The organism is Parapusillimonas granuli, assembly GCF_013416525.1.
Classification (GTDB): Bacteria; Pseudomonadota; Gammaproteobacteria; order Burkholderiales; family Burkholderiaceae_B; genus Parapusillimonas; species Parapusillimonas granuli.
In genome coordinates this window covers 59,308-85,328 of record NZ_JACCEM010000009.1, presented here as the reverse complement: position 1 = coordinate 85,328, position 26,021 = coordinate 59,308, and the positions used below count along the sequence as shown (strand labels likewise).

22 protein-coding genes, 1 tRNA gene and 1 riboswitch are annotated in these 26,021 nt (G+C 65.5%); of the genes, 10 read left to right on the top strand and 13 right to left on the bottom strand.

The genetic code is table 11. The features are described 5' to 3' along the window. Positions 1 to 77 precede the first annotated feature (77 nt). Positions 78 to 1,415, bottom strand: a complete 1,338-nt coding sequence (gene argG / locus H0A72_RS16660; RefSeq protein WP_180157378.1) for an argininosuccinate synthase — start codon at positions 1,413 to 1,415, stop codon at positions 78 to 80. 80 nt (positions 1,416 to 1,495) lie between these two features. After that, positions 1,496 to 1,795 carry a hypothetical protein gene (locus tag H0A72_RS16655; RefSeq protein WP_180157376.1) on the bottom strand — a complete coding sequence of 100 codons (300 nt, stop codon included), beginning with the start codon at positions 1,793 to 1,795 and terminating at the stop codon, positions 1,496 to 1,498. A 197-nt stretch (positions 1,796 to 1,992) separates the two neighbouring features. Here H0A72_RS16655 and H0A72_RS16650 point away from each other — a divergent pair. After that, positions 1,993 to 2,068, top strand: a tRNA-Ala gene (locus tag H0A72_RS16650). Between the two features lie 225 nt (positions 2,069 to 2,293). Continuing rightward, positions 2,294 to 2,389, top strand: a riboswitch (SAM-I-IV-variant riboswitch). 86 nt (positions 2,390 to 2,475) lie between these two features. After that, positions 2,476 to 2,775, top strand: a complete 300-nt coding sequence (locus H0A72_RS16645) for a hypothetical protein (RefSeq protein ID WP_180157374.1) — start codon at positions 2,476 to 2,478, stop codon at positions 2,773 to 2,775. A 60-nt stretch (positions 2,776 to 2,835) separates the two neighbouring features. Here H0A72_RS16645 and H0A72_RS16640 read toward each other — a convergent pair whose 3' ends face one another. From H0A72_RS16640 to H0A72_RS16630, 3 genes are all read right to left on the bottom strand, one after another. Continuing rightward, positions 2,836 to 4,458, bottom strand: coding sequence for a methyl-accepting chemotaxis protein (locus H0A72_RS16640; RefSeq protein WP_281389363.1), 1,623 nt, complete (start codon positions 4,456 to 4,458; stop codon positions 2,836 to 2,838). A 271-nt stretch (positions 4,459 to 4,729) separates the two neighbouring features. Then, entirely contained in the window at positions 4,730 to 7,174 is a 2,445-nt protein-coding gene (locus tag H0A72_RS16635) for a PhnD/SsuA/transferrin family substrate-binding protein (protein WP_180157371.1), read from the bottom strand. Positions 7,175 to 7,572: 398 nt separating this feature from the next. Continuing rightward, positions 7,573 to 8,481 carry a LysR substrate-binding domain-containing protein gene (locus H0A72_RS16630; protein ID WP_180157369.1) on the bottom strand — a complete coding sequence of 303 codons (909 nt, stop codon included), beginning with the start codon at positions 8,479 to 8,481 and terminating at the stop codon, positions 7,573 to 7,575. Between the two features lie 164 nt (positions 8,482 to 8,645). Between H0A72_RS16630 and H0A72_RS16625 the strand changes: the two genes are divergently transcribed. From H0A72_RS16625 to H0A72_RS16605, 5 genes are all read left to right on the top strand, one after another. Then, positions 8,646 to 9,518, top strand: a complete 873-nt coding sequence (locus H0A72_RS16625) for an HpcH/HpaI aldolase/citrate lyase family protein (RefSeq protein ID WP_180157367.1) — start codon at positions 8,646 to 8,648, stop codon at positions 9,516 to 9,518. 73 nt (positions 9,519 to 9,591) lie between these two features. After that, on the top strand, positions 9,592 to 10,803 hold the full coding sequence (locus H0A72_RS16620) for a CaiB/BaiF CoA transferase family protein (RefSeq protein WP_180157648.1): 1,212 nt from the start codon (positions 9,592 to 9,594) through the stop codon (positions 10,801 to 10,803). Between the two features lie 4 nt (positions 10,804 to 10,807). Next, the gene (locus H0A72_RS16615) at positions 10,808 to 11,698 is read left to right on the top strand and encodes an amidohydrolase family protein (RefSeq protein ID WP_180157365.1); all 891 of its coding nucleotides are present in this window, start codon (positions 10,808 to 10,810) and stop codon (positions 11,696 to 11,698) included. Positions 11,699 to 11,746: 48 nt separating this feature from the next. Further along, entirely contained in the window at positions 11,747 to 12,718 is a 972-nt protein-coding gene (locus tag H0A72_RS16610; protein WP_425502554.1) for a Bug family tripartite tricarboxylate transporter substrate binding protein, read from the top strand. 86 nt (positions 12,719 to 12,804) lie between these two features. Beyond that, the gene (locus tag H0A72_RS16605; protein WP_180157361.1) at positions 12,805 to 13,209 is read left to right on the top strand and encodes a carboxymuconolactone decarboxylase family protein; all 405 of its coding nucleotides are present in this window, start codon (positions 12,805 to 12,807) and stop codon (positions 13,207 to 13,209) included. Between the two features lie 50 nt (positions 13,210 to 13,259). Here H0A72_RS16605 and H0A72_RS16600 read toward each other — a convergent pair whose 3' ends face one another. The 5 genes from H0A72_RS16600 to H0A72_RS16580 are packed head-to-tail and all read right to left on the bottom strand — an operon-like array spanning position 13,260 to position 18,015. After that, on the bottom strand, positions 13,260 to 14,096 hold the full coding sequence (locus H0A72_RS16600; RefSeq protein WP_180157359.1) for a citryl-CoA lyase: 837 nt from the start codon (positions 14,094 to 14,096) through the stop codon (positions 13,260 to 13,262). Further along, positions 14,093 to 15,292: a CaiB/BaiF CoA transferase family protein gene (locus tag H0A72_RS16595; RefSeq protein ID WP_180157357.1), complete on the bottom strand. Its 1,200-nt coding sequence runs from the start codon at positions 15,290 to 15,292 to the stop codon at positions 14,093 to 14,095. Before H0A72_RS16595 ends, H0A72_RS16600 begins: the two co-directional genes overlap by 4 nt. Positions 15,293 to 15,296: 4 nt before the next feature. Next, positions 15,297 to 16,277, bottom strand: a complete 981-nt coding sequence (locus H0A72_RS16590; RefSeq protein ID WP_180157355.1) for a Bug family tripartite tricarboxylate transporter substrate binding protein — start codon at positions 16,275 to 16,277, stop codon at positions 15,297 to 15,299. Between the two features lie 54 nt (positions 16,278 to 16,331). Then, entirely contained in the window at positions 16,332 to 17,024 is a 693-nt protein-coding gene (locus H0A72_RS16585) for an RraA family protein (RefSeq protein WP_180157353.1), read from the bottom strand. Next, positions 17,014 to 18,015: a hydroxyacid dehydrogenase gene (locus tag H0A72_RS16580; RefSeq protein WP_180157351.1), complete on the bottom strand. Its 1,002-nt coding sequence runs from the start codon at positions 18,013 to 18,015 to the stop codon at positions 17,014 to 17,016. Before H0A72_RS16580 ends, H0A72_RS16585 begins: the two co-directional genes overlap by 11 nt. A gap of 103 nt (positions 18,016 to 18,118) precedes the next feature. On the opposite strand from H0A72_RS16580, the gene H0A72_RS16575 reads away from it, so the two are divergent. Beyond that, on the top strand, positions 18,119 to 19,042 hold the full coding sequence (locus H0A72_RS16575) for a LysR family transcriptional regulator (RefSeq protein ID WP_180157349.1): 924 nt from the start codon (positions 18,119 to 18,121) through the stop codon (positions 19,040 to 19,042). A gap of 7 nt (positions 19,043 to 19,049) precedes the next feature. Here H0A72_RS16575 and mepK read toward each other — a convergent pair whose 3' ends face one another. The 3 genes from mepK to H0A72_RS16560 form a co-directional block, all read right to left on the bottom strand. Next, positions 19,050 to 19,613 (bottom strand): peptidoglycan L,D-endopeptidase MepK, encoded by a 564-nt coding sequence (gene mepK, locus H0A72_RS16570; protein ID WP_180157347.1) that lies wholly within the window; start codon positions 19,611 to 19,613, stop codon positions 19,050 to 19,052. Next, positions 19,610 to 21,319 carry a L,D-transpeptidase family protein gene (locus tag H0A72_RS16565; RefSeq protein ID WP_246437077.1) on the bottom strand — a complete coding sequence of 570 codons (1,710 nt, stop codon included), beginning with the start codon at positions 21,317 to 21,319 and terminating at the stop codon, positions 19,610 to 19,612. The genes mepK and H0A72_RS16565 overlap by 4 nt, the downstream gene beginning before the upstream one ends. 127 nt (positions 21,320 to 21,446) lie before the next feature. Beyond that, entirely contained in the window at positions 21,447 to 22,385 is a 939-nt protein-coding gene (locus H0A72_RS16560) for a YihY/virulence factor BrkB family protein (RefSeq protein ID WP_180157345.1), read from the bottom strand. A gap of 68 nt (positions 22,386 to 22,453) precedes the next feature. Here H0A72_RS16560 and H0A72_RS16555 point away from each other — a divergent pair, with 68 nt between their 5' ends. Together H0A72_RS16555 and H0A72_RS16550 are read left to right on the top strand one after the other, a co-directional pair. Continuing rightward, on the top strand, positions 22,454 to 22,987 hold the full coding sequence (locus H0A72_RS16555) for an ureidoglycolate lyase (protein ID WP_180157344.1): 534 nt from the start codon (positions 22,454 to 22,456) through the stop codon (positions 22,985 to 22,987). Positions 22,988 to 23,088: 101 nt separating this feature from the next. Then, entirely contained in the window at positions 23,089 to 25,911 is a 2,823-nt protein-coding gene (locus H0A72_RS16550) for a cation-translocating P-type ATPase (RefSeq protein ID WP_180157342.1), read from the top strand. The last annotated feature ends 110 nt before the right edge of the window (positions 25,912 to 26,021 follow it).

Here is a 26,021-nt window from a genome sequence, read left to right as displayed (position 1 = left end):
TCCCATATCGGCATGGCGCGTTGCGGCAACGGCGCTTCGCGGCCGGCCCTCGAACGGGGCCGGGCCGTCGGCAGGCGTCAGTCTTGCGCGCCGTCTTTCAGCTGGGGCAAGGCGGAACCGGCGGTGGACGCCAGCAGCCCCGATTTGGCGTAGGTGAACAGCTTGTCGCGCGTGTCGACGATGTCCAGGTTGCGCAGGGTGAGCTGGCCGATGCGATCGCGCGGCGAGAACATGGATTCGCCCTTTTCCATGGTCAGGCGATCGGGGTGGTACGTCAGGTTGGGCGAGCGCGTGTCCAGGATGGAGAAATCGTTGCCGCGCCGCAGTTCCAGCGTGACCTCGCCGGTGATCGCGCGCGCGACCCAGCGCTGCGCGGTTTCGCGCAGCATGATGGATTGCGGGTCGAACCAGCGCCCCTGATACAGCAGCCGGCCCAGCTTCAGGCCGTTGATGCGGTACTGCTCGATGGTGTCTTCGTTGTGGATGCCGGTCACCAGGCGTTCGTAGGCGATGTACAGCAGGGCCATGCCGGGGGCTTCATAGATGCCGCGGCTCTTGGCCTCGATGATGCGGTTTTCGATCTGGTCGCTCATGCCCAGGCCATGGCGCCCGCCTATGCGGTTGGCTTCCATCAGGAGTTCCACGCTGTCCGGGTATTCCACCCCGTTCAACGCAACCGGCCGCCCTTCTTCGAAGCGCACCGTGACCTCTTCGGCCTTGATCTGGACATCGTCGCGCCAGAACGCCACGCCCATGATGGGCTGCACGATGCGGATGCCGGAATCCAGGTGTTCCAGATCCTTGGCTTCGTGGGTGGCGCCCAGCATGTTGGAGTCCGTCGAATAGGCTTTCTCGGCCGACATCTTGTAGTTGAAGCCGGCCTGGCGCATGTATTCGGACATTTCCGCGCGGCCGCCGAGCTCGTCGATGAAGGCCTGGTCCAGCCAGGGTTTGTAGATCTTGAGCTCGGGGTTGGTCAGCAGGCCGTAGCGGTAGAAGCGTTCGATGTCGTTGCCCTTGAAGGTGCTGCCGTCGCCCCAGATGTTGACGTCGTCCTGTTTCATGGCCGCGACCAGCATCGTGCCGGTGACCGCGCGGCCTATGGGCGTGGTGTTGAAGTAGGTGACGCCGGCGGTGGAAATGTGGAAAGCGCTGCACTGCAGGGCGGCGATGCCTTCGGCCACCAGCTGCGGCCGGCAGTCCACCAGGCGGGCCTCTTTGGCGCCATACTCCAGGGCCTTGCGGGGAATCGCGTCGTAATCGGGCTCGTCGGGCTGGCCCAGATTGGCGGTATAGGCATAGGGTATCGCCCCCTTGTTGCGCATCCAGAGCAATGCCGCGCTGGTGTCCAGCCCACCGGAAAAAGCGATGCCGACCTTCTGGCCGACCGGTACGTCTTGAAGTATGGTTGTCATTGTGTACTAAGGCCTTGGGAATGAATTCGTGTAACCCGTCATTATATCCCGCGCGGCCTTGGCGCCCAATGACACGCAGGTCAATCCCGCTCGGAAATCCTGCGCGGCGCATCGGCGTCGCTCAGCTTGTAGCCGTCGGCGACGTAGCCCGGGCCCTTCATCAGCATGATGAGCACCGCGCCGGTCGTCACCGCGAATACGGCGTTGAAAAACAGCATGCCCGTGCCGAATGCGTACATGTCCACGCGCTCGATGAGCGCCTGCACGGCCAGCGGGTTGCGGTCCCAATCGACCAGACGCACGATGATGGAAGGCAAGGCGATCGCCAGCCCCCCGAACAATACGACCCAAGGCATTTTCCTCAGGATCGTACGCTCCATGCCCGGCGGCTCCTTCCTGTAGCCCGGTAAACGGTTCAGGATAGACATGGCCAACTCCTTGTATGCAAATAGACGACAATCAGCAGCATATGATATGCCCGCAAGCTGACGGCGGGCTGGATATCCCGCCCGGGAACACATATATGTGCGCCGCCCGCAACGGGCATGAAAAAAACTGATAAAATACGCAGCGCGATGGGGAAGTAGCTCAGCTGGGAGAGCGCTGCGTTCGCAATGCAGAGGTCGGGAGTTCGATCCTCCTCTTCTCCACCAAACTCAAAAAAGCCAACCGTTCCCGGTTGGTTTTTTTTCGCATCGAGCTCTCCCTCGGCGGCAGGAGTCCTTTGGAGTACCGCCAGCATCCGGGAATTGCAGCATCATCCGTCCAAGAATTCGTCCGCACCTCCATTCGGCTTCGGGGACGACAGGCACGACAGCGGCGCAGCCGGCGAATGCGTGCGCCAGGTCTTGACGTATCGGAATTCAGGCTTAAAATAAGGATTGCATCAAGAGTTGGGCGTTTGCCCATGCCAACCTGTGACCCACACAAGGTGGAAAGACGATGCGGCTTGCAAAGCAATCAATGGGAACCGGTGCCCGCGATTGCGGGCATTTTTTATGGGCCTTTTACTCCGACTTGCTCGCCCGGCATGGTGCCAAAGAGCTAAAAGGGAATCAGCATGGCATATCAATTTCACATCGACGGCGAACTCTATGTCGGGCGCACCATCCCCGGCGCCGCTCGCATGAGGATCTTCCATTCCAGGACGGACCGGTTCATCGTGGCTTTTGACCCCGACGTCCATTCGCTGCGCGGCAACCGGCCTTCCGGAAGCTGGGCGAACATTCAGCCCGACACCAGCCTGGCGCTGCTGGAAACCCTGCAGCCCCAGATTCTTTCTGCCTGCCGGAACAGGCTGCGCCACTATGACGACGCCCGGTCCGGACGGCGGCGGGCGGCGGAAAACGGCGGCCTCTAGGGCCCGTCGAGGCTACAAGGCAAGCCGGCACCGGCCCTGGGTCCCGCCAATGCCGGGCCTCTAAGCCGCCATCGTCAGAAGTTCCGGCCTGCGGGCGTGCTGCGGCTCGGCACGGTACTGGATCGAGCCCTGGTCTTCCAGCTGGAAGAACGCCAGCGTTTCCGCAAGGTGGTCGGCCTGCTCGCGCAGCTGGACGGCCGCCCTGGCGCTTTCGGCCACGAAATCGCGGTTGTGCTCGGTGTCGCGGTCCATGGCGATCACGGCCTGGCTCACTTGCTGCACGCCGGAGCTCTGTTCCACGCTGGCCCTGCTGATCTCGGTCATGATTTCGGCGACCTGGCGGATCGAAGTCACGATTTCCTCCATGGCATGGCCCGCGTCGTTGACCTGCTGGGTGCCGGAATCGACCCATTGCAGGTTTTCCATGATCAGGGTCTTGATGTTCTTCGCGGCATCGGCGCTGCGCTGGGCCAGGCTGCGCACCTCGCTGGCCACCACCGCGAACCCGCGGCCTTGCGCGCCGGCGCGCGCGGCTTCGACCGAGGCGTTGAGCGCGAGGATGTTGGTCTGGAAAGCGATGCTGTCGATGATGCCGATGATCTCGGCGATTTCGCGCGAGCGGCTGTTCACGTTGCCCATGGTGTCGATCACCGTGCGCATGACCTGGCCGCCTCGCTGGGCGACGTCCACCGCGCCCGTCGCGAGCTGGTCGGCCTGGGCGGCGTTGCCGGCGTTCTGCGACACGGTGCTGCCCAGTTCTTCCATGGCCGATGCCGTTTCGGTGAGCCCGCTCGCCTGGTTCTCGGTGCGCGCCAGCAAGTCATTGTTGCGTTCGATCAACTGCTGCGTGGCGACCGCCACCGACTGCGCCGTCTGGCGGCCGCTGGCCACCACTTCGCGCAGGACTCCGGACATCGCCACCAGGCTGGACATGACGCTGCCTTCGGACGGCTGGCGATGCTTGTCCGGCACCACCAGATTGCCGCTGCCCACGGCGGCGGCGAATTCGTTCAGTTCCCCTGGTTCGGCGCCCAGTTCGCGCAGCAGCTTGCGGGTGATGAGGCTGGCCTGCAGCCCGCTGAGGACCAGCGCGATGAAGCACAGCACCAGCATTTCCATCTGGAAGCTGGAAGCGGTGGACATGGCTTCGGCGGCCGCCTCCTGGGACTGGCTTTCCTGGAGGTCGATGAACGCGTTGATGGCGGCCAGCCATTCCGTGAAGACCGGTCCGACGCCGTCCACCAGGGTTTGCCGCAGGTCCTCCAAGTCGCCCGCCTGCCGGCGTTCGATGACGCGGCGCGCCAGCGGCATGCCTTTGGCCTCGACCGCCTTGATCGCGGCATAGGTCTTCCGCTCTTCTTCGCGTGTTTCCGGCTGCGCGATGAGCGCATCCAGTGCTTTCGCGTTGCGGGCGTAGTCGTCCGCGAGACGCTCGATGTCGGCCAGCACCTGGCGCAGCTGCGCATCGGTTTTCACCAAGGCGATGTCGCGCAGCGAGATGGCTCGATCATGGACGCTGCCCCGGAAATTGATGGCGTGGCGCTGCTTGACGCTGTGCTGCTCGGCAATTTCGGTAAGGTTGTGGGCAATGCCGTTGACGCGCAGTATACCGATACCGGTCAATACGATCATGGTCAGCAGCACAAACGCGAACCCCAAGGTCAGCCGCCTTTTCACTGTCATTTTGCGGGCCATCACATTCACATCCTAAGTTATTGAATTACGGAAACATATCCCGGCATGCACCGGCACGGAGATACGCAAGAAAGCCGCCTATGCACAAGGCAGAAAATCATACTAAAGAAACAGAAAAAACCAGCCCATTCATGCTCAAACAACGAACAAATGTTCACAACTTGTTGCGTGGTGATCACAATTTGCGCAGCGCGAGCCGCCGCGGGCCGGGAGGCTGGGCAAACCGCCACCCGGGGCGGCCATGGGCAAGAGAGCGTGATCACGCGCATTTTTTCCTTTGCTGCAGGTCTTCGATGCCCAGCTCCCGGACGGCCAAGCGCGCCCGGCCGGCGTGCTTGGCCTGGTACATCAGCATGTCGGCCAGATCGAGCAGGCATTCGGGAGACGCGCAGAACGCGTTCAGCGTGGCATGTGGGCAAATGAGCACGCCCAGGCTGGCGGACACCTGCACCGTCCGGCTCACGTTCTCCAGATAGGCCGGCTCGTTGATCGCCGCAAGGACTTTTTCCGCATACTTGACCGCGTCTTCGCGGGCGACGATGTCATTCAGGACGAGCACGAACTCGTCGCCGCCCACGCGCGCCGCCGTATCCCCTTCACGGACAAGGCCTTTCATTCTGGCGCCGATTTTCTTGAGCAGCACGTCGCCCGCGGCGTGGCCATGGGTGTCGTTCACCGGCTTGAAGCCGTCGAGATCGAGGAAAATGATGGCCACGCCCGTTCTTGACCGCCGCGCGTGGGCGGTGGCCAGGTTGATCCGGTCGTGCAGCAGATTGCGATTCGGCAAGCCGGTGAGCATGTCGTGGTTGGCGGAATGCTGCAGCCCGGCGATCAGGCGTTTCTGCAGGCTGATGTCCGTGAATATCGCAATGTGATGGGTCACTTTCCCATCCCGGTCGCGCAGTTCCACGATGGAGATTCTTTCAATGAAGGTATGGCCGTTCTTGTGGCGATTGACGACTTCGCCGGCCCACTTGCCGGTCTTTTTCAAGGTGGACCAAAGCTTCTTGTAGAACGCCTTGTCATGGTACCCGGACGAAAGAAAGCTGGGCGACTTGCCGAGGATTTCGTCGCGCGTGTAGCCGGTGATGTCGGTGAACGCAGGATTGACCTGGACGATCTGATTGCTGTGGTCGGTGATGATCACGCCGGCATGGGTCTGAAGAAAAACCGCATGGCTGAGCTTGAGCTGTTCTTCCAGGCGCTTTTTTTCCGATACGTCGAGGTTCATGCCGGTCAGCAGCAGCGGGGCGCCGTCCTTGGCCCGTACCACCACACTGCCATGGCAGCTGATCCAGCCCCAGCTTCCGTTCTTGCGCAGCATGCGAAACTCGGTCTCGAAGGAATCCGACCCCGGCGCCCGGAGCGCATCCAGCGCGTCCCGCACCTGCTCCTTGTCCGAGGGATGGATCAGGTTTTGCCAGGTATCGAGCGACCCCGGCGGGAGCTCGGCCAGGGTGTAGCCCAGCATTTCCGCCCACCGGGCGTCAAAGAGCAGCTTGCCTTCAGGAAAATGCAATTCCCATGTTCCGGAATTCGAGCCCTTGATGACGTTGTCCAGCCGCTGGAGCTCATGGGTCAGGCGAGACTGGGTCCGCGCAAGCCTGCGGTTGGCCCGGGCGATCCATGCCGCGGCGAACAGCAGCGTCAGCAGCATCGCCGCCAAGGCCGCGCCGCTCAGTGCGTGTTCGCGCGCGAATTCGCGTAAGGCGATGGACCGCAACTGGTCGAACGGCGGCATGCGCGCGGCGATCATCGCCTCTTTGACGGATTGATAATCGCTCGGGATGACGAAGCCATGGATGCTTGCGGACTGGCTCAGGACGTCGTTCGGTTCGAGCGCCAGCAGCGCGGCGCTGATGCGCCGGCTGGTATCGCGGTCGAGATGCGACAAAGCGACCATGGGCCATTCGGGATACAGCGGCGTGCTGCTCATGAACGGAAAGGCGGGATGCGAGACCGGTTCCACCACCGCCAGGTCGCCGGCATCGGCCTCGCCGCTTTGCACCATGCTTTCCAGCACGCCGCTGCGCACGAAACCGGCGTCCGCTTCGCCCGACAGCACGGCGGCCACCACCCGGTCTTGCGGGTGCCCGATCTGCTTGAACACGATGGATTCGAGGGCGATGCCGCGCTCCGTGAGTTCTTTGGCCTGGGCCGCATAGCCGCCCAGGTACTGGGTGCCCGACACCGCCACCACCTTGCCCCGCAAATCCTCCCAGCGCTGGAGGTCGCTGCGTTCCTTGCGCCGGACGACCAGGCCGCTGACATGAGGCACGGGCCTGCCGCCGTCGAGGCCGACCAAGGTGGCGATGGTGCCGGATATTTCGTTGCGCGTGCGAAGCTGGACGTAGTGGACCGGGTTGGTGAAAACGAGATCGAGTTCGTTTTTGTCGAGCGCGGCCGCCATTTCGTCGAGATCTAGGAACTGGAGCCGTACGCGGGTGCCGGGCAGCCGTTTTTCCAGGTAGTCGGCAAAGCCGCCCCAGGACGATTGATGCACCGGGACGGGCCGGTAGGAAAGCATGCCGATGGTGAGGGTGTCCGGTGTCGCGGCTTGCGCCTGCAGGAGGAACAGGCAATTGAACAAGACGAGTCGGCACAGATGGCCGAGTGTCGTGGTACCGATGAACCCTCCGAGCTTTTTCGGGACGGGGGGCCGTGAAACAGCCATTGCGCGTTCGCGCCCGGCAATTGAAAACATGACAGCTTCTAAACCTTTTGACGTGCACCTGGAATTTGATTGTGTATGGTCAATTTACATGGTTTTACTTAATATGGGTAGCAGTAACGAGCGGTAAAAACAATGTGATTTTCTTTGTCCTGTTTAGTTAATGAAACTACTGTTTTGATGGCTGGATTTCTCCCATGATTGAAACCAATGGTATTGATCCACATCATGTTCTTTTGAGCCGTTAATTATTGACTGCCGCTCGTTTTTGGGTTTCAACGCGTTTGTTCATCAACCGTCTATTTGTTTTATGGTTTTTAAATCCGCGCATTATGTGGTTATTGCATTCTTTATTTAAATGCTTAAATATTTGATTAATTCATTGATTTTCTTTTTGTTTGTTTCTTAGTATTTCAAATAGTTTCTTAATATTATATATGCGGGCCTCCGATGCCGCTTGACGGATCAACGCTTCCCGCCATCCCCCGCGCCATCGACAACAACGCCCGCACAAGCGCTTCCCGCTCCGTCGAACGCTTCCATATGACACCGAACACCCGGGCGCCAGGCGCGTCATCCAGGGCAATCGCGGCGATATCCAGCGATGCGATCAACGGCGAACCGAAATTCGGCACCAGCGATACGCCCAGCCGCCGATCCACCATCAGCGCAATGGTCAACAGCGAATCGAGCTCGAAGCTTTCATCGGGCGCGATTTCATGGCGCCTCAGATAATCGTCCGCCAGCCTTCCCCCGCCCAGGCGGCGGTCGTAGCGCAGATACCGCTCGGTGCGCAGCAGGTCCAAAGGCGGCTGGTCAGCCAGCGACCGATGGGCCAGCACGACCAGCGGCTCCTCCCGCAGCGGCAGCCAGCCGAACGCCTTGGGCAGCGCAAACGGCGGATGCTGGCAGATGGCGGCGTCGACCAGGCCTTCTTGAAGCTGATGGAACAACTGATACGACGTGCCCGCATGGACCCGCGCCCGCACCTTGGGGTATTCCGTGCCGTATTGATTCAGGATGTCCGGCAGGAAGGTGTGCAAGGCGGAATTGATGACGCCAAGCCGCAATTCGCCTTCTATGTCCGAACGCTGCAGCGACGCGCGCAGGTTCGCCAGCTCCGACAGCAGCGGACGCGATTTGCCGAGCAGCTGGTGGCCCGCCACCGTGGGCACGACGCTGCGGCCCGCCCGCGTGACGACGGCGATGCCCAGGTCCTTCTCGATCTTGCGGATATGATGCGCCACGGCCGCCGGGGTGATGCCCAGCCGGCGCGATGCCTCGGCCATGGAGCCCAGCTCCGCCACCAAAGAGAAGGTCTTCAGATAATCGGTCTCCACGCGCCCGCCCCCCGCGCCGGACCGGCGCTCATTAACCCGAGCCGCCCGGCGCGCATAAACAATAAAAAAACTATCTTTTAACAATCAAAAAGAATACTGTTTCTTATGTTCCATGCCAAGTACACTGGGATGCATTCCCAATCAGCAAGAAGCCCGAGCATCCCATGCGCAGCAAGCTTTTCGTTCCCGGATCACGGCCCGAACTCTTTGCCAAGGCCTTCCATGGCCCCGCCGACGCCATTTCGCTGGACCTTGAAGACTCCGTCAGCGCGGACCGCAAGGCCGAGGCGCGGGCCGAAGTGCGCGCGTGGCTGGACCGCCTTGCCGCCGACCCCATGCTGAAAAACGGCAAGACGGTCATCGTGCGCGTCAACCCGCCCGATACGCCTTGCTTCGATGACGACATGCGCGCGGTCTGCCATCCCGCCGTCGACACGATCAACCTGCCCAAGCCCGCCGGCCCCGACAGCGTCCGCCAGGCCGCCGCCTTGATCGGCGCGCTCGAACCGGGCCGCGGGGGCGGCAAGCCGCTGGGGCTCCTGCTGAACATAGAAACCCCTGCCGCGCTGCGCCGGGCGGCCGAGCTGGCCGGCGCCGACCCGCGCGTGGAGGGCTTGCAGCTGGGCCTGGCCGACTTGTTCGAGGGGCTGGGCATATGCAGGACCGAGCGCAGCGCGATCGAGCAGGCCATGTACGCGGTGCGCATGGCCGCCGGCGAAGCCGGCGTCTATGCCTATGACGCCGCCTATGCCGACATCCGGGACGCCGAGGGCTACCGGGCCGAAGCCTTGCTGGCGCGGCGGCTGGGCTTTCTGGGCAAGTCATGCATCCACCCCAGCCAGGTCGCGACGGCAAACGCCGTGTTCCAGCCTTCCGCCGACGAAATCGCCTTCGCGCAACGGATACTGGCGGCGGCCGAAACCGCCAAGGCCCAAGGCCTGGGCGCCTATCGGGTCGACGGCCGGATGGTGGACCCGCCTTTCGAGCTGCGCGCGCGCAACGTCGTGGCCGCCGCATCCCGTTATGGGCTGATATGACTCCGTAACGCCGCCGCGGCGGGCGTTCGCGATGACGCCGCGCGACCGATTTCCCTTCACTTCCCCGACCCCCATGCATCCCGATTCTTCCGCCGAACAGCCCGCCGAACCCGCCAAAACCGCCCGCCTGCGCGAACCGCGCGGCGCCGCCGGGCCGCTGTCCGGCATCCGCGTGCTGGACCTCAGCGCCTATATCGCGGGGCCTTATGGCTGCTCGCTCTTGGCCGACCAGGGCGCCGAAGTCATCAAGATCGAACCGCCCGCCGGCGACAATCTGCGCAAATACCCCTCCACGCTGGCCAGCGAAAGCCGCGCGTTCCTGGGGGTGAACCGCAGCAAGCTGGGCGTGGTGCTCGACCTGAAGCAGGCCGGCGACCTCGACCGCCTGAAGGCCCTGGTGCGCACGGCCGACGTGCTGGTGCACAACTTCCGCCCCAGCGTTCCCGCCCGGCTGGGCATCGACTACGAGCGGCTGTCCGCCGTCAACCCCCGCCTGATCTACTGCGCGGTCACCGGCTACGGCGACACCGGCCCGTTGAAGGACAAAGCCGGCTACGACCAGGTCCTGCAGACCCTGACGGGCATGTGCGCGCTTCAGGGGAAACAGGAAGGGCCGCCCGAGATCCTGTATGGTTCGGTGGTGGACTACTATGCGGCGGCCCTGGTGTCGGGCGCCGTCTCGTCGGCGCTGTTCGAGCGCGAGCGCAGCGGCGCGGGCCAGTATGTCGGCGTGTCGCTGCTGCGGGCCGCCCTGGCCATGCAATCGGCGCGGCTGGTGTGGGCCGACGGCGAACCGCGCGAGGTCGGGCGCGACATGCGCTCGGGCGGCATCACGGGCATTCATCCCACGCGCGAAGGCCATATCTATCTCTCGGCCAACACCTCCCACTTCTGGGCCGCGCTGTGCCGGAAAACCGGCCTGGCCGAATTGCTCGAGACGGACCGCTACGACACGGTACGCAAGCGCGCCGTCCATCGCGACGAAATCGTCCCGAAGCTGCGCCGCGCGCTGCAAGCCCGCAGCGCGCTGGAATGGGAAGCATTGTTCGGCGATGAAGTGCCCTGCGCGGCCGCGCGCGCGCTGGAAGACATGTTCGACTTCCCCCAGGTGCTGGAAGAGGACATGATCTGCGCCTATGAGCACCCCGGCGTCGGGCGCTACCGCGGGTTCAAGCGGGCGATGACTTTCGGCCGCACGCCGGGCCCCGAACCCTTTGCCGCCCCCACCCTGGACCAGCACGGCGCCATCGTCAAAGCGGAAGCCGACCGTTTGCGCCATGAATGACGCCATGCCCGCATCCGCCCGGCCGCTGCCGCCGGCGCTGATTCCGAATTCCGCCGCGCGCCGAGGGCCCGTCAGCCCGGCGCCCCCCATGGCGTGCGACGCGCATCTCCACATCTACGACCCCGCGCATCCGGCGGCGGGGCCGACGCCTGAAAACGCCGGCGTGGAACAGTATCGGCGGCTGCAGGCGCTGCTGGGCCTGTCGCGCGCCGTGATCGTGCAACCCCGGCCCTACGGCACCGACAACACCGTTACCCTGCGCGCCATCGCGCAGCTCGGGCCGGCCCGGACCCGAGGCATCGCGGTCGTCGACAGCGACATCGGCGATGCCGCCCTGCAGGCGCTGCACGAAGGCGGCATACGCGGCATCCGGTTCAGCTTCCATGCGCCGAACACGAAGGCGGGCGGGTTCGAGGCGGTCGAACGGCTGGCGCGGCGCATCGCCCCCTTGGGCTGGCATGTGCAGCTGCACTGGACGGCCGATCAGATCGCGCGGCAACGCGATTTGCTGGAACGCCTGCCCGTCGCCATGGTCTTCGACCACCTGGGGCGCCTGCCGCCGGCCGACGGCATGGCGCATCCCGCGTTCGGCATCGTGCGCGCCCTGCTGGAGAGCGGGCGCGCCTGGCTCAAGCTGAGCGGCGCCTACCTGAATACGCGCCACGGCGTGCGCGGCGGCTACCATGACACCGACGCCGTCGCCCGCGCGTGGATCGAATCCGCGCCCGGCCAGCTGGTATGGGGTAGCGACTGGCCGCACGTGACCGAACCCGTCGACAAACCCGATGACACGGAATTGTTCGATCTGCTGTCGCGCTGGTGCGGCACGCAGGCCTTGCAACGGCAGATACTGGTGGACAACCCGGCGCGGCTTTACGGCTTCGCCGCCGATTGACCACTTTTTTCAACTGGATCTCAAGACACCAACGAGGCAATCATGATTCTGAAGAAAATCGCCCTGACCGGGCTTACCTCGGCCGCTCTGGCCCTCACCGGCATGCAGGCGCATGCCCAGGCGAGCGGCTACCCCGCCAAAACCATCACGCTCATCGTGCCGTTCTCGGCCGGCGGCGGCGCCGACAATGCCGCGCGCATTTTTGCGCAAGGCATGGAGGCCGTCAGCGGCCAGCCCGTCGTGGTCGAAAACAAGGCCGGCGCCAGCGGCTCCATCGGCGCCGGCCAGGTGGCGCGCGCGGCCCCGGACGGCTACACGGTCCTGTTCGACGCCTCGTCCTTTACGCTGAACCCCGTGCTGCGCAAGCTGCCCTATGACCCTAAAAAGGATTTCGTTCCGGTGTCGCAGGCCATCGTCGTGCCCAATATTCTGGTGGTCGCGCCCGGCTCGCCCTTCCAGACGCTGGGCGACCTGATCAAGGCCGCCAAGGCGGCGCCCAACGACCTCACCTATGCGTCCTACGGCCCCGGCAGCCTTGCGCAGATGGCGGCCGAACTGCTGAAGAAGGAAGCCGGCATCGAAATGGTCCACGTGCCCTACAAGGGCGGCGCGCCCGCCATGGTCGACGTCATGGCCGGCCACGTCGGCGCCTATTTCGCCAATGCGGCCTCCAGCCTGAACTACGTCACGACCGACCGCCTGCGCGCGCTGGCCGTCACGTCGACCAAACGCATGCCCGAACTGCCCAATGTGCCGACGGTGGCCGAAGCCGGGATCAAGGATTTCAGCGTGTACGAATGGAACGGCCTGTTCGTCCCGGGCGGCACGCCCGACGCCGTCGTGCAGAAACTGTATGAAATCGTGAAAGCGGCGCTGGCGCGTCCCGACATCACCGAGAAGCTGGCCCGGCTGGGCCTGACGCCGGTCGGCAGCTCGCCCGCCGAGTTCGCCGCCTTCCTTGCGGCGGAAGACGCGCGTTGGCGCGAAGTGGTCAAAGCGAATAACATTTCGCTGGACTGACCGCCCCCGCCGGCCCGGCTTTTCCGCAGAACCCGCCATGGCGCCCGGCGCCGGCGGGTTCTGCGCTTTTCATCACTGGACACAGCATGACCGATCACGACGACACAGATTATCAGAAGGGCCTGGCCACCCGCCGGGCGGTCCTGGGCGACGAATGGGTGGACCGCTCGCTGGCCCGCAGGACCGCCTTCACGGCCGAATTCCAGGAACTCATCACGCGCTACGCATGGCATGAGGTCTGGAACCGCCCGGGGCTGGGCCGCCAGACGCGCCGCATCATGGTGCTGAGCGTGACGATGTCCTTGGGGCGCTGGGAGGAATTCGAACTGCACGTGCGCGCCGCCCTGCGGGCCGCCGACGAATCGCGCCTGAGCCCGGACGAGCTCAAGGAAGTGCTGCTGCAAAATGCGATCTATGCGGGCGTACCCGCGGCGAACACCGCCTTCGGCCTCGCCCAGAAGATCCTCGACGAGATCGCCGCGGGCAAGTAGGAAAACCCGCCGGCCTTGACGGCTTCGGCGGGCGCACCGGCCGGCCCGTCCTAGCGCCGCGGCGGAAGATCGCGCGGCGGGTGGCCGTCGTACACGGGCAGGTATTGCCGCGGTATGGGCCCTTTGTTTCGCCCGCCCTGCTCGGACTGCTCCCAGGCATGGGCCAGGATCCCCACGGAGCGCGACAGGCAGAACAGGCCGCGCGCCAGCGCCGGCGGAAAACCGAGCTCGGCGTAGATGACCGCCGTGGCGCCGTCGATGTTCATCGGTATGGCCCGGCCCTTGCGTGACCGCAGTTCTGCTTCGATGGCCCGGGCGACCGCCGCATGGCGGCCCGCGACCACGCCTTCGGCCACGGCCTGGTCGACCAGCTCCAGCAGCCGGACCGCGCGCGGGTCGACCGGATGGAAGCGATGGCCGAAACCCGGCACGTACTTGCCGTGCGCGGCGATGAAAGCGTTCAGCCCCTTGCGGACGGCCAGGGACGGATCGAGTCCGGCGTCGGCATCGCCGACCATCCCCTCATACAGCGCCACCGCCTGCTCGCCCGCGCCGCCGTGCACGTCGCCCAGGACATTGACCGCCGAACCCATGGCGTTATTGAGGCTGACGCCGCAGGTCATCGCCATGCGGGAAATCGCGATGCTGGGCGCCTGCGGCCCGTGGTCGACGGCCGACATCAGCGCCGCTTCCAGCAGGGCGCCCTGCCCCGTGGCCGGCAGCTCGCCGCGCAGCATGAGCCAGATCATTTCCGCAAAGCCCAGGTTGCCGATCAGGTCCTGCGCGGCATAGCCGTGATACCGGATGCTGCCCGGCCGAATGTCCGAAATGCGGGTGCGCCACCAGTTCGCGCTTGCCCGGCCTTCCGGCGTCGTGGAATCGTTCATACCGCTCCTTCGTTCTTCATGGAGGCGATCTCGTCGCCCGTATAGCCCAGCTCCGCCAGCAGCTCCTCGGTGTCGCGGCCCAGCACCGGCGGCGGACCCTCGACCGACGGCGCCCGCCCGTCGACCTTGAACCCGCTGCGCACCACTTCGATGTCGCGCCCCACGCCGGGCGCCTGCGCGAAACGCCCTATCATGCCGCGCTCGCGCACTTGGGGATGCGCCAGGATTTCCTGCACCCCGTAGACCGGGCCCGCTGGAATGCCGTTCCCGGTCAGCAGCGGCCACCATTCCCGGGCGGGGCGGCGGGACAAGGCCGCTTCCAGCTGCGCCTTCAAGGCGGCGCGATTCTCCAGGCGCGCCTGCCGCCTGGAAAAGCGCTCGTCATCGATGAGTTCGGGCTTGCCGAGGACTTTGCACAAGGCCTCGAACTGCTCCTGCTTGTTGGCCGCGATGTTCAGCAATCCGTCGGCGGTATCGAACGTTCCAGAAGGGCTGGCCGTGAAATTGTCGTTGCCCATGGGGCGCGGAACGTGTCCCGCGTTCAGGTAGTTCGACACCACCCAGCCCATGGTCGCGATGACCGATTCCAGCATGGACACGTCGATGAAGCGCGCCTCCTTGCGGGACGGGTCGCATAGCTCGGCCACGAGCGCGAAGGCCGCCGTCAGGCCCCCTATGGTATCGCCGATGGGGTAGCCCACGCGATACGGCGCGGTGTCCGGATCGCCGGTGATGCTCATGACGCCGGACATGCCCTGGATGATCTGGTCATAGGCGGGCAGGCTTTTGAGCGGCCCCGCCTGGCCGAATCCCGAGATCGCGCAATAGACGAGCCCGGGCCGGCGATGGCGCAGCGTTTCGAATCCCAGTCCCAGCTTGTCCATGACGCCCGGCCGGAAGTTCTCGACGACGGCGTCCGCCGTCTCGACCAGGCGCAGGAAGAGCGCCTTGCCCTTGGCGCTCTTCAAGTTGATGGTGATGGAGCGCTTGCCGGCGTTCTGCGCCAGGAAGGACAGGCCCATGAGGCGGCCGTTCAGGTCGGCGTCGGCGCCCAGCTGGCGGGCGAGGTCGCCCGTGCCGGGCGTTTCCACCTTGACGACGTCCGCCCCCATCAGCGCCAGCTGATGGCAGCAGAAGGGACCGGCCAGCACGTTGGTCAGGTCGAGCACGCGGAGATGCTTCAGCGGTCCGGACATGGTCTTACTTGATTTGAATGTTGGCATCCGAGATGATCTTGGACCACTTGGCCGAGTCGTCGGCGATCAGGTCGGCGAACTCCCGCACCGAGCCGCCCAGCACCACGTTGCCCTCTTCCATGATGCTGGTGCGCAGCTTGTCGGTCTTGAGGACTTCGTTCACGGCCCGGTTGACGGTCTCGATGATGTCCTTGGGGGTTCCCGCCGGCATGATCAGGCCGGTCTTGGAAGCGGCCTCGAAGCCCGGCAGGGTTTCCGCCAGGGGCGGAACGTTGGGCAGCTGGGGAATCGGCTTCAGGGTGGTGATGGCCAGTGCCCGTATCTTGGGATTCTCCTGCTGCGCCATGACCGCCGGCGTCGACGCGAAGAAGGCGTCGATCTGGCCGCCCAGCAAATCGTTCATGGCCGGCGCCGCGCCCTTGTACGGCACGTGCAGGACGTCGATGCCGGCTTCGTGGGCGAAAAAGCGTCCGGTGATGTCCCCGACCGTGCCCGTGCCGGCATTGCCGACGGTCAGCCTGCCCGGATGTGCCTTGGCGAAATCCACCAGCTCCTGCACATTCTTATAGGGCTTGCCGGCCGCCACGATCAGCACCATGGGCTGCGAGGCGACCGAAACGACCGGCGCGAAATCCTTCGCGACATCGTAGGAGATGTTGCTGTACAGGTAAGGATTGATCGACAGATTGGAGGTCTGGCCCAGGGCCATGTTGTAGCCGTTGGCCGGCGAACGCGCCAGCATGCCCAGACCCACCGTCCCGCCCGCGCCGGGCCGGTTGTCCACGATCACGTTCCAATTGAACTTTTCCGTCAAGGCGTTGGCCACGAAGCGCGCCATGGTGTCGGTGCCGCCGCCGGGCGGGAACGGGACCAGCAGTTTCAGGACCTGCGTGGGATAAGCCTCGGCCGCCCGGGCGGCGGGCGTCGACGCCAGCACGCCCAGGGCCATCATGGATATGGCCGCGAATTTTCGAAAGTGCATCATCATGCCTCCTTGGAATTATGCTTCTGAAATGACAACTGCCGGGACCCGCCGGCGCTAAACCGGCAAGCCTTTTGCCCGCAGGACGGCATCGAACCGCTCCGGGTCCGACGTGCCTTGCTCGTTCGACATGCGTATGGCCTGCTCGCGCCGGAGATGGGCCTGCACGCGCGGCAGTAGCCCGGCGACTTCCTGCGCGGGCACGCATATCACGCCGTCGGCATCCCCCATGACCAGGTCGCCGGGCTGGACGACCAGCCCCGCGCAGGCGACGGGCGCGTTGATCCGGCCCGGCCCTTCCTTGCTGGGGCCCCGATGGGTGTGGCCCTTGGCGAAGACCGGCATCCGGCCGTCGGCCCATTCGACCAAGTCCCGTATGGCGCCGTCGATGACGAAGCCGCCGATTTTCCTGGCCAGGGCCGTCGTTCGCATGAGCCCGCCGACCAGCGCCTGGGTCAGGTCGCCGCCGCCGTCGATGACGACGATGTCGCCGGCTTGCGCCATCATGAGCGCTTTGTGGATCATCAAGTTGTCGCCCGGACGGACCTGCACCGTCAGCGCCGGCCCGCACAGAACCGCATGCAGGCTCTCGTGATAGGGCTTCAGGCCCAGGGCCCCGAGCGACCGGCCCATGCAGTCTCCCGCCACGGCGACGGGGACCGCGCGAAAGGCGTCGATCAGCGCCGGGGCCAGCGTGCGCGGCATTTCCTTGATGCCGTAGCCGGGCGGCCAGCTTCCGCTATCTGACATTCGTTGCTCCATGATCCGGTTGTTGCAGATTCTTCAGGTTGACGACCCGGTCGCGATCCAGGGTCCCGTGTTGCAAATAGCCGAGCACGTTCCGCACGGCGCCCACCGCCATGGCGGCCAGCGCGGCGTGGGTCGAACCGCCCACGTGGGGCGTCAGCACGACCTGGCTCATGCCGCGCAAGGGGCTGTCGAGCGCCAGGGGCTCGTCCACGGTCGTGTCCAGCCCGGCGGCGGCCAGGCGTCCGCTCGCCAGCGCTTCGATGAGCGCCTGCTCGTCCACCACCTCGCCGCGGGCGGTATTGACCAGGATGGACCCCGCCGGCAGCCGGGCGAGCTGTTCCGCGCCGATCAGCCCGCGCGTCTCGGGCGTCAAGGGGATGTGCAGGCTCAATACATTGGCCACGCCCAGCAAGGCGTCCAGGCCGGCCGCGCGCTCCACGCCCGCCGGGAAGCCGGCCGCGCCGGCGTAGGGGTCGTACGCCAGCACGCGCATGCCCAAGGCCTGGCAGAACGTCGCGACCAGGCGCCCGACCTGCCCGAACCCGACCAGGCCCATCGTCCGGCCCTTGAGCTCCAGCCCGTTCTGCAGCCGCGTCCAGCGCCCGGCGCGGATCTCGCCGTCCATGTGGGCGATGCCGCGCGCCGCCGACAGAAGCAGACCCAATGCCATTTCGGCAACGGACTGCGCATTGGCGCCGGGCGTGGAGAACACGGGGATGCCGCGTTCGGTGCAGGCCTCGACGTCGATGTTGCTGACGCCGACCCCGTGCTTGGACACCACCTTCAGGCTGTCGCAGGCGGCGATCGCGGCGGCGGACAAATCCACGGTGCGGGAGATGACCGCGTCGACCCGTTCTCTTTCCAGCACCGCCAGGACTTCGGCGGCGTCGGCCGCTCCCTCCAGGAAAAGCGTGCGGCAGCCCTCCTGATCCAGCAAGGCCTTGCCTTCCGGGCTGAGCGTGCGAGCGGTGACGAAAACGGTGTACGGCATCGTGGGTTTCCACTTGGTTGAACCGGGCGGCATCGCCCGCTGCATCGATTAGACGGGATCGTGATATAAACGTCTATTCGCTAATTTTGATGAAACGATAACCATGAGGAATGGGTTGAACATCGAGCTGCGGGATCTGCGCTATTTCGAGACGATCGCGGAACTCAAGCATCTCGGGCAGGCATCGGAGGCGCTGCATCGCACCCAGCCGGCGCTCACCAAATGCATCCACCGCCTCGAAGAAGCGCTCGGCGCGCCGCTGTTCGACAGAAAGGGGCGCGGCCTGGAGCTGACGGCCGTGGGCAAGGAGTTCTATCTGCGCGCGAAGAAAATACGGGAGGCCAGCGACCGCTATCTGAACGACATGGAGGATTTCATTGCCGGGTCGGCGGGGCGGGTGCGCATCGGCTGCGGGCCCATCACGGCGGACTATCTGCTGCCCCGCGTCTGCGCGCTGGCCTTGCGCCACGCGCCGAACGTGTCGCTCGACATCACCATCGGCACCAATTACGAGCTCAAGGAGGCCATCCGGCAGGAGCGGCTGGACATGATCGTGGGCGTCATTTCCGATGACGACGAGTTCATCAACCAGGGTTTCATCGACGACGTCGTGGTGGTGGCCGCAAGCGGGAAGCACCCCATTTTCGGCCTGCCTTCGGTAAGCCTGGAAGACCTGCTGGACTATCACTGGATACTGCCGTCGCCGCCGGTGCAAAGCCGGAAATGGCTGGACAGGGTGTTCGCCGTGAACAAGCTGCCCAAGCCGACGACGCACATCGAAGCGAACACGCTGCCTTCCATCCACGACCTGATCGCCGGCACCGAGCTGCTTTGCTTTTTATCGAGACTGACGCTGGATCACCCCAAGACCCGCGGACTGCTGAAAGAAGTCGAGCTCAAGGAAACCACCATGGTCCGCCAGCTGGGCATCACCTACCCGCAAGGCGCGCTCACCCCCGCCACGCGGCGCATCATCGAGCTGCTGAACCAGCACAACCAGGACGGCAGGCTGTCTCTCGGCGAGTGAGCCGGACTCAGCCGCTCCAGGCGCGCACTCTTCCGGTGTCGACATGCACGAAATTGCTGCCCGGGTAATAGCCCACGCCCCCCGCCCTGAGCTCCAGCGCCGCGTCGCGCAGCTCTTTGAGCGGCACGCCCGGAATGCGCAGGTCGACCGCCTTGCCGTCCATGTGCAGGCTGTGCCTGGCCACGCCGCCGCCGCGGGTGGTGCGCAGGCGCTCGTTGGTCTGGGGCGCCCGGTAGCCGGAAATGATCTGGTACGGCGACCTGGCCTTCAATGAGGCGCGCAATGCGTGCATGATGTCGTACAGGCCGGGGTCCATGCTGCCGATCAGGCCGGAATAGTGGTCGCGCAGGAAATGGTTCAGGTCCGTCAGGGCCTGCGGCACGTATCGGCTTCCCAGCGCATACGTCAGCTGGATTTTTTCACGCGTGTGGGTGTGGTCCATGGCCAGTTGGCGCGCGGACGGCGAACTCAGCGAGATTGCCCTGGCCACCATCGGGAAAGCGCCCAGCATGGCCGCGCCCGATGCGCTCGTCAGAAAACGCCTGCGCGCGATGTCGGTCTGAAATGTCATGATTGAACCGGACGGGCGTTGCGCAAAGCCTGCGCAAGGCGTGCGTCCTGCTGATAAATGTCGGGAAAAAAGTAGACTTTACCACCATCTTTGACGACCGCGGTGCTGTATGCGATCAGGACGGGAATGGGCTCGTCCAGCCGCAGCGTGCTGGACTTGCCTTTTTGCATGGCTTGGAGAATCCGTTCTTCCGTCCAGTCGGGCCGGTTTTGCAAGACGAAGCGGGCGAGCGCCACCGGGGATTCGATGCGGATGCAGCCATGGCTGAAGTCGCGCCGCGCGCGTGCGAACAACTGGGGCGTGGGCGTGTGGTGCAGATAGATGTTCTGGTCATTGGGAAAGATGAATTTGATGTCGCCCAGGGCGTTGCGCGGGCCCGGCCGCTGGCGGATGCGCCATTCCCCTCTTTGCACCGCATCAATGGCCTCGCCCGACAAGCTGTCGACCACCGCGCCGTCCGGAGTGACGAACTCGAACCCCTGCTGGGTGAAGTATGCGGGATCGCGGCGCAGCCGGGGCAGCGTTTCGCCGCGCGCGATCGACCGGGGAACGTTCCAGTACGGACTGAATTCGATGAAGCGCATGTCCTCCAGGAAAATCGGGGTCCGGGTGTCCAGCGCGCGCCCCACCACGACGCGCATCTCCAGCTTCAGTTCAACGCCCTCCCCGCGCAATTCGTAGGCGCGCAAGACGAACTCGGGGATGTTCACTACGACCATGCGCGGCGCATACAGCAAGGGCGTCCAGCGCAGGCGCTCGAGCGTCAGCGCCATCTGTTCCACCCGCTGCGCCGGCGACACGTTCAACTGCGCCAGGGTGCCGGCGCCGAGGACGCCGTCCGGCTCCAGGCCGTGGCGCGCCTGGAAGCGCCGCAGGCCCTCCACCAGCATGCCTTCGTACAGGTCCCCCGGCACCACGGCGACCGGCAAGTCGCCCAGCGCGGCAAGGCGCGCCGCAAGCACGGGCAGGCCGCCGTAGCGTTCCCCTGGCTTCAGCGAGCGGGCCGGCAGCGGCGGCAAGGGCGTCCGCCACGCGGGGTGGTCGCCCATGGCGCGATAGGCGTTCATGGCCGAGCGAATCGCCGCGTACATGGGAACGCGCGGCTCGGCGCCATCGAGCGCCTCGGCGAGACGCCCGGCCCGGCGCGCCTCGAGAATGTAGGTGCGCGCATCGAAACGGTTCGGCGGAGGGGCCTTGAACCGGTGCTTCAGGACCTCGGGGCTGAGGCGCCCGTGGGTCAGGTCGGTCAGGTAGCGTTCGAGCGCGGCCGTCAGGGCGGCATCCAGCCGTGCCAGCGCATCGGGCGCCGGGGGGCGCTGCGATGCGTTCTTGATCGCTTGCGCAAGCTCCGCGGCGCCGTAGTCGCGGGGATTCAGGCCCTGGGATTCCGCGTCGGCCAGCGTGCTGACGGCGACCTGCGCGTCGGAGGACGGCGCGGAGCCTATGAACCATGATGGCATGGGTTCTGTGCCGGGCATGATGGCCGGCGGTTCAACGGCAAACGCTCCCGCAGCGGGCGGTTCGGCGGGAGGTATTGCGGCGGCCGGCGACCCGGCGGCCGGCGATCCGGCGGCCGGCGATCCGGCGGCCGGGGCGCCCGTGGTTGCCGCGGCGATTGCGTCGACGGAAAGAACGGGCGCGGCGAAGAAGAACGCGGATGCTGCCAGCGCGCCGGTGAGCAGGAAGGAAAGACGGAATCTCTTCATGTCGTGTCCGAAGAATGGGCTGTGTCGATTGTCCCATAAGCGTCGGGCCCGACGCATGAGGAAGAGGCGTGCGGGTTAGCGTTTGTTAACGCGGGCGAGCCGGCCGAGCAAGATCCGAATGCGGCAGTCAATATTTGGGCTGATCGGCCATCGAAACACCATCCGCCCCATTCCGCGCGTGAACGCCGGAATCACCGGCCTGCAGCGGCTTGGCGCCTTGCGCATGCGAGCCATGCTTCGAAGCGTAGTTCCAGGTGAACTCCGCGCCCAGCAGAAAAATCTGCGAAGCATAATAGACCCAGATCAGCACCACCACCAGCGAGCCCGCCGCCGTCAGAGAGGAAATGGCCGAGCTCTTGCCCACATACAGACCGATCAGCACCTTGCCGATTTCGAACAGGATCGCGGTGACGAACGCGCCGATCCACACGTCGCGCCAGGCGATGCGGGCCTGGGGCATGAACTTGAAGATGGCGGCGAACATCACCGTCATCATCGCCAGCGACACCGCGGTGTTCAAGGCCTGCAGCACCAGCTCCCAGCCGGGCAGCAGACCGACGCCCCAGCGGCCCAGCGCACCGAAGATGGCGCTCACGATCAGCGACACCAGCAGCAGGAAAGCCAACCCCAGCACGAGGCCGAAAGAAAGCAGGCGAGCGCGCAGGGTGTTCCAGACGCCGGATATTTTTTCGCGCGCCGGCACTTTCCAGATGCGGTCCAGCGCCCGCTGGAGCTCCGCAAAGACGGTGGTGGCGCCCACCGTGAGCACCACGACGCTGATGAGGGTGGCGATGGCGCCTTGCTTGGGTTCGTCGGCGCCTTTCAAAAGCGTTTCCACGCCCTGCGCGCCCTCCCGCCCCACCAGGCCGCTGACCTGGCTCATGATCTCACCGCGCACGGCATCTTCGCCCCATACCGCCCCGGCAACGGCAATCACGATCAGCAACAGCGGAGCGATGGAGAATATGGTGTAGAAAGCGACCGATGCGCCCATGCTCGGCGCTTCGTCGTCCATCCAGGCGGTGACGGAATCCTTGACCAGATCGAAGAAGTGCTTGAATCGCATCGGCGGCTCCCGTTGTTGTGGCCGTCTTCAGCATATATCATGCCAGTACTCGAATCATGGGTATCGACATGCAAGACGGAATCGGATTGGCGATCAGGCCACTGGACGGCGTTTCGTTCTCCGCCTACGGGTGGATGCTGGGCAAGCCTTATCCGGCGGGCGGCGAGACGCCGTGTTTCTCGAATGCGGCCACGGATTTTTGGCGCGAGCATCTCTTCGATCCGGGGCCGGGCGGCGAGCACGAGATACTCTGGGTCAATTATCGCAGCCGGGACCCGCGGGTAGGCAGCCTGGAAACGCATCTGCTGACGCAGCAGGCCATCATTCCGCTTACCGGCGAGATCATCCAGGTCGTCGCGTCAAGCGGCCCCGATGGCCGCCCGGATCCGTCTTCCATCGCGGCGTTCAGCATTCCGCCCGGGCAGGGAATATGCATGCGGCCGGGTTGCTGGCATGCCACACGCGTACGTGAAGGCCAGGCAAGCTGCGTGATGCTGACTCGCCGTTCCACGACGCTGGATCTCGTGGGGCATCTGCGGGATGGAAATCCCATGCATGAATCGGTGATTTCGGCGGTGCCGGGCGTTATGCTGGCAATTTGACTCGCCCCAACCGATATTCCCATGCCACCGCAAACCCCGACCCGTCCGGAAAACCGCGGCGCGGCGCCTCTGGCGCGCCGGCCCACCAGCCTGTGATTCCCATGCACCCCGCCCCAGATCCCTCGATACTCACCACCGAGGAAGTCGCCCGCCTGCTGGATACCGACGTGGACGACGGCCTGACGGCCGCGGCCGCGGCCGAACGCCTGGCGCGCGACGGCCGCAACGAACTCCGCGCCGCGCCGCGCATTCCCACCTGGCGGCGCCTGCTGGGCCAATTGCGCGATCCCTTGATCTACCTGCTGTTCGCCGCCGCCGGCATTTCCCTGCTGGCCTGGATGGCGGAGGGCATGGAGGGGGCACCCATCGATGCGCTCGTCATCACCGGCATCATCCTGATCAACGCCCTCCTCGGCCATGCCCAGGAAGCCAAGGCCGAGAACGCGGTCGCGGCCCTGGCCAAGATGACGGCCGCCACGGCCTCGGTGCTGCGGGACGGCCAAGTCCAGCGGATACCGGCGGCGGAGCTGGTGCGCGGCGACATCCTGGTGCTCGGCGAAGGCGATGCGGTGGGCGCGGACGCGCGCCTGCTGCGGGCCTCGGCGCTGAAGGCCCGCGAAGCCGCGCTGACCGGCGAGAGCCATGCGGTGCTCAAAGAGGCTGCCACCCTGGGGGAACCGCTGCCCTTGGCGGACCGGACCAACATGGTCTTCAAAGGCACGGCCATCGTCGAAGGCACGGGCCACGCCATCGTCACCGCCACGGGCATGGGCACCGAGATGGGCATGATCGCCGGCATGCTGGACAGCGCGCGCGAAGAGTCCACGCCCTTGCAGAAAGAGATCGGGCGGGTCGGACGCATGCTGGGCCTTGCGGTCATCGCCATCGCCGCGATCGTCGTGGCGGCGACCTTCGCCGTCCATGGGGCGCGCAATGCGTCGGACGCCATCAACATCTTGCTGCTCGGGGTGTCGCTCGCGGTCGCGGCCGTGCCCGAAGGCCTGCCCGCCATCCTGTCCGTCGTGCTGGCTTTGGGGGTGCAGCGCATGGCGCGGCACCAGGCCGTCGTCAAAAAGCTTTCCTCCGTCGAAACACTGGGATCGGCGTCGGTCATCGCGTCCGACAAGACCGGCACCCTGACCCGCTCCGAAATGACCATACAGCGGATCGCGACCTTCTCCGGCCAAGTCCATGCGAGCGGGGTCGGCTATGCGCCGTCCGGGCGGCTCGAGCACGAGGGCGCGGAGCTGTCCGGCGGCGCCCTGCTGGCGGAAAGCGCGGCCGTGCTGCTGGGCGGCAGCCTGGCCAACAACGCCGGGCTGCGGCGGCTCGATGACGGCTCATGGGAAATCCAGGGCGACCCGACGGAAGCCGCTTTCCTGGTGGCCGAACGGAAACTGCCGGCATGGCGGGGCGGGGTTCCGGCCTGCGAATACCGCCTGCGGCGCTTCGAGCGCATCGGCGAGATCCCGTTCAGCTCGGAACGCAAGATGATGTCCACGCTGGAGATCGACCATGAGCGGAACGACACGATCCTGCTCGTGGCCAAGGGCGCGCCGGATACGCTGCTCGAGCGCTGCGATCGCGTGCAAAAAGGCAGCGACGCCGTCCCGCTGGACGACGCGACGCGCCGGCGCATCCTGGCGGACGTGGATGCGCTGTCCGACGCCGCCCTGCGCACCTTGTCGGTCGCCTATCGCGAGCTGGAGCCCGGCGAGCATCCGGAAGACGCCGCCAATCTGGAGAAAAACCTCGTCTTCGCCGGCACGGTGGGCATGATGGACCCGCCGCGCGAGGAAGCGGCCGCGGCCATCGGCGAAGCGCGCCGCGCCGGCATCCGCGTGATCATGATCACCGGCGACCACCCCCGCACCGCCGCGCGGGTCGCGGCCGACCTGGGCATCGCGCCGGCCGGCGCCCGGGCGCTGACCGGCGCCGAACTCGACACCCTGAGCGAGCCGGCGTTCCGGGAGGCCGTGCGCCAAAGCGCCGTCTACGCCCGCGTGGCGCCGGCGCACAAGTTGCGCATCGTCGATGCCCTGCAGGCCGACGGGTGCATCGTGGCCATGACGGGCGACGGCGTCAACGACGCGCCCGCGCTGAAAGCCGCGGACATCGGCATAGCCATGGGCGTGAACGGCACCGAAGTCACCAAGGAAGCGGCAAAGATGATATTGGCGGACGACAATTTCGCCACCATCGTCCATGCCGTGCGCGAGGGCCGCGGCATCTTCGACAACATCCGCAAATGCCTGCGCTACCTGCTGTCCTCGAACATGGGCGAAGTCCTGACCATATTCCTGGGCGTCGTGCTCGCCGGCACGATAGGGCTGACGACGGCAAGCGGCGCCGTCGTGCTGCCGCTGCTGGCGACGCAGATACTCTGGGTCAATCTGATCACCGATTCGGGGCCGGCGCTGGCCATGGGCATGGATCCGGAAATCGACGACGTCATGGCCCGTCGCCCCCGGCCTTTGCACGAACGGGTGATAGACGCCCGCATGTGGGCGGGCGTGCTCGGAACCGGCATGACCATGGCCGCCGTGACCCTGCTGACGCTGGACATGCATTTGCCGGGCGGCCTGGTCGAAGGCGATGAAGACATCGCCACCGCCCGCAGCGCGGCCTTCACCACCCTGGTTCTCGCGCAGCTGTTCAACTGCCTGAACGCCCGCTCCGAAACGCTCAGCGCCTTCCGCCACCTCTCCGTGAATCCTTGGCTGTGGGCCGCGATCGGCATATCGGCGCTGGCGCAGATCGCCGTGGTGAACGCCGATTTCCTGAATGTGGCCTTTGGCACAGTGCCGCTGGAAGCCGCGCAATGGCTGTGGTGCGTCGCGCTGGCCAGCGTCGTGCTGTGGGCCGCCGAACTAAGGAAACTGGCCGTCCGCCGCTTGCGGCCTGCCAGCGCTGACAGGCGCTAGAGCGCCCGCGTGCAGTGAAAGTGGAGCATGCTCGGGCGCACCGCAATGCCACCCGGCAAGTGCTGCGTTGCCGAAGGCCATGCGGCGCCGGGGCAACCCAGCGTCGGGTT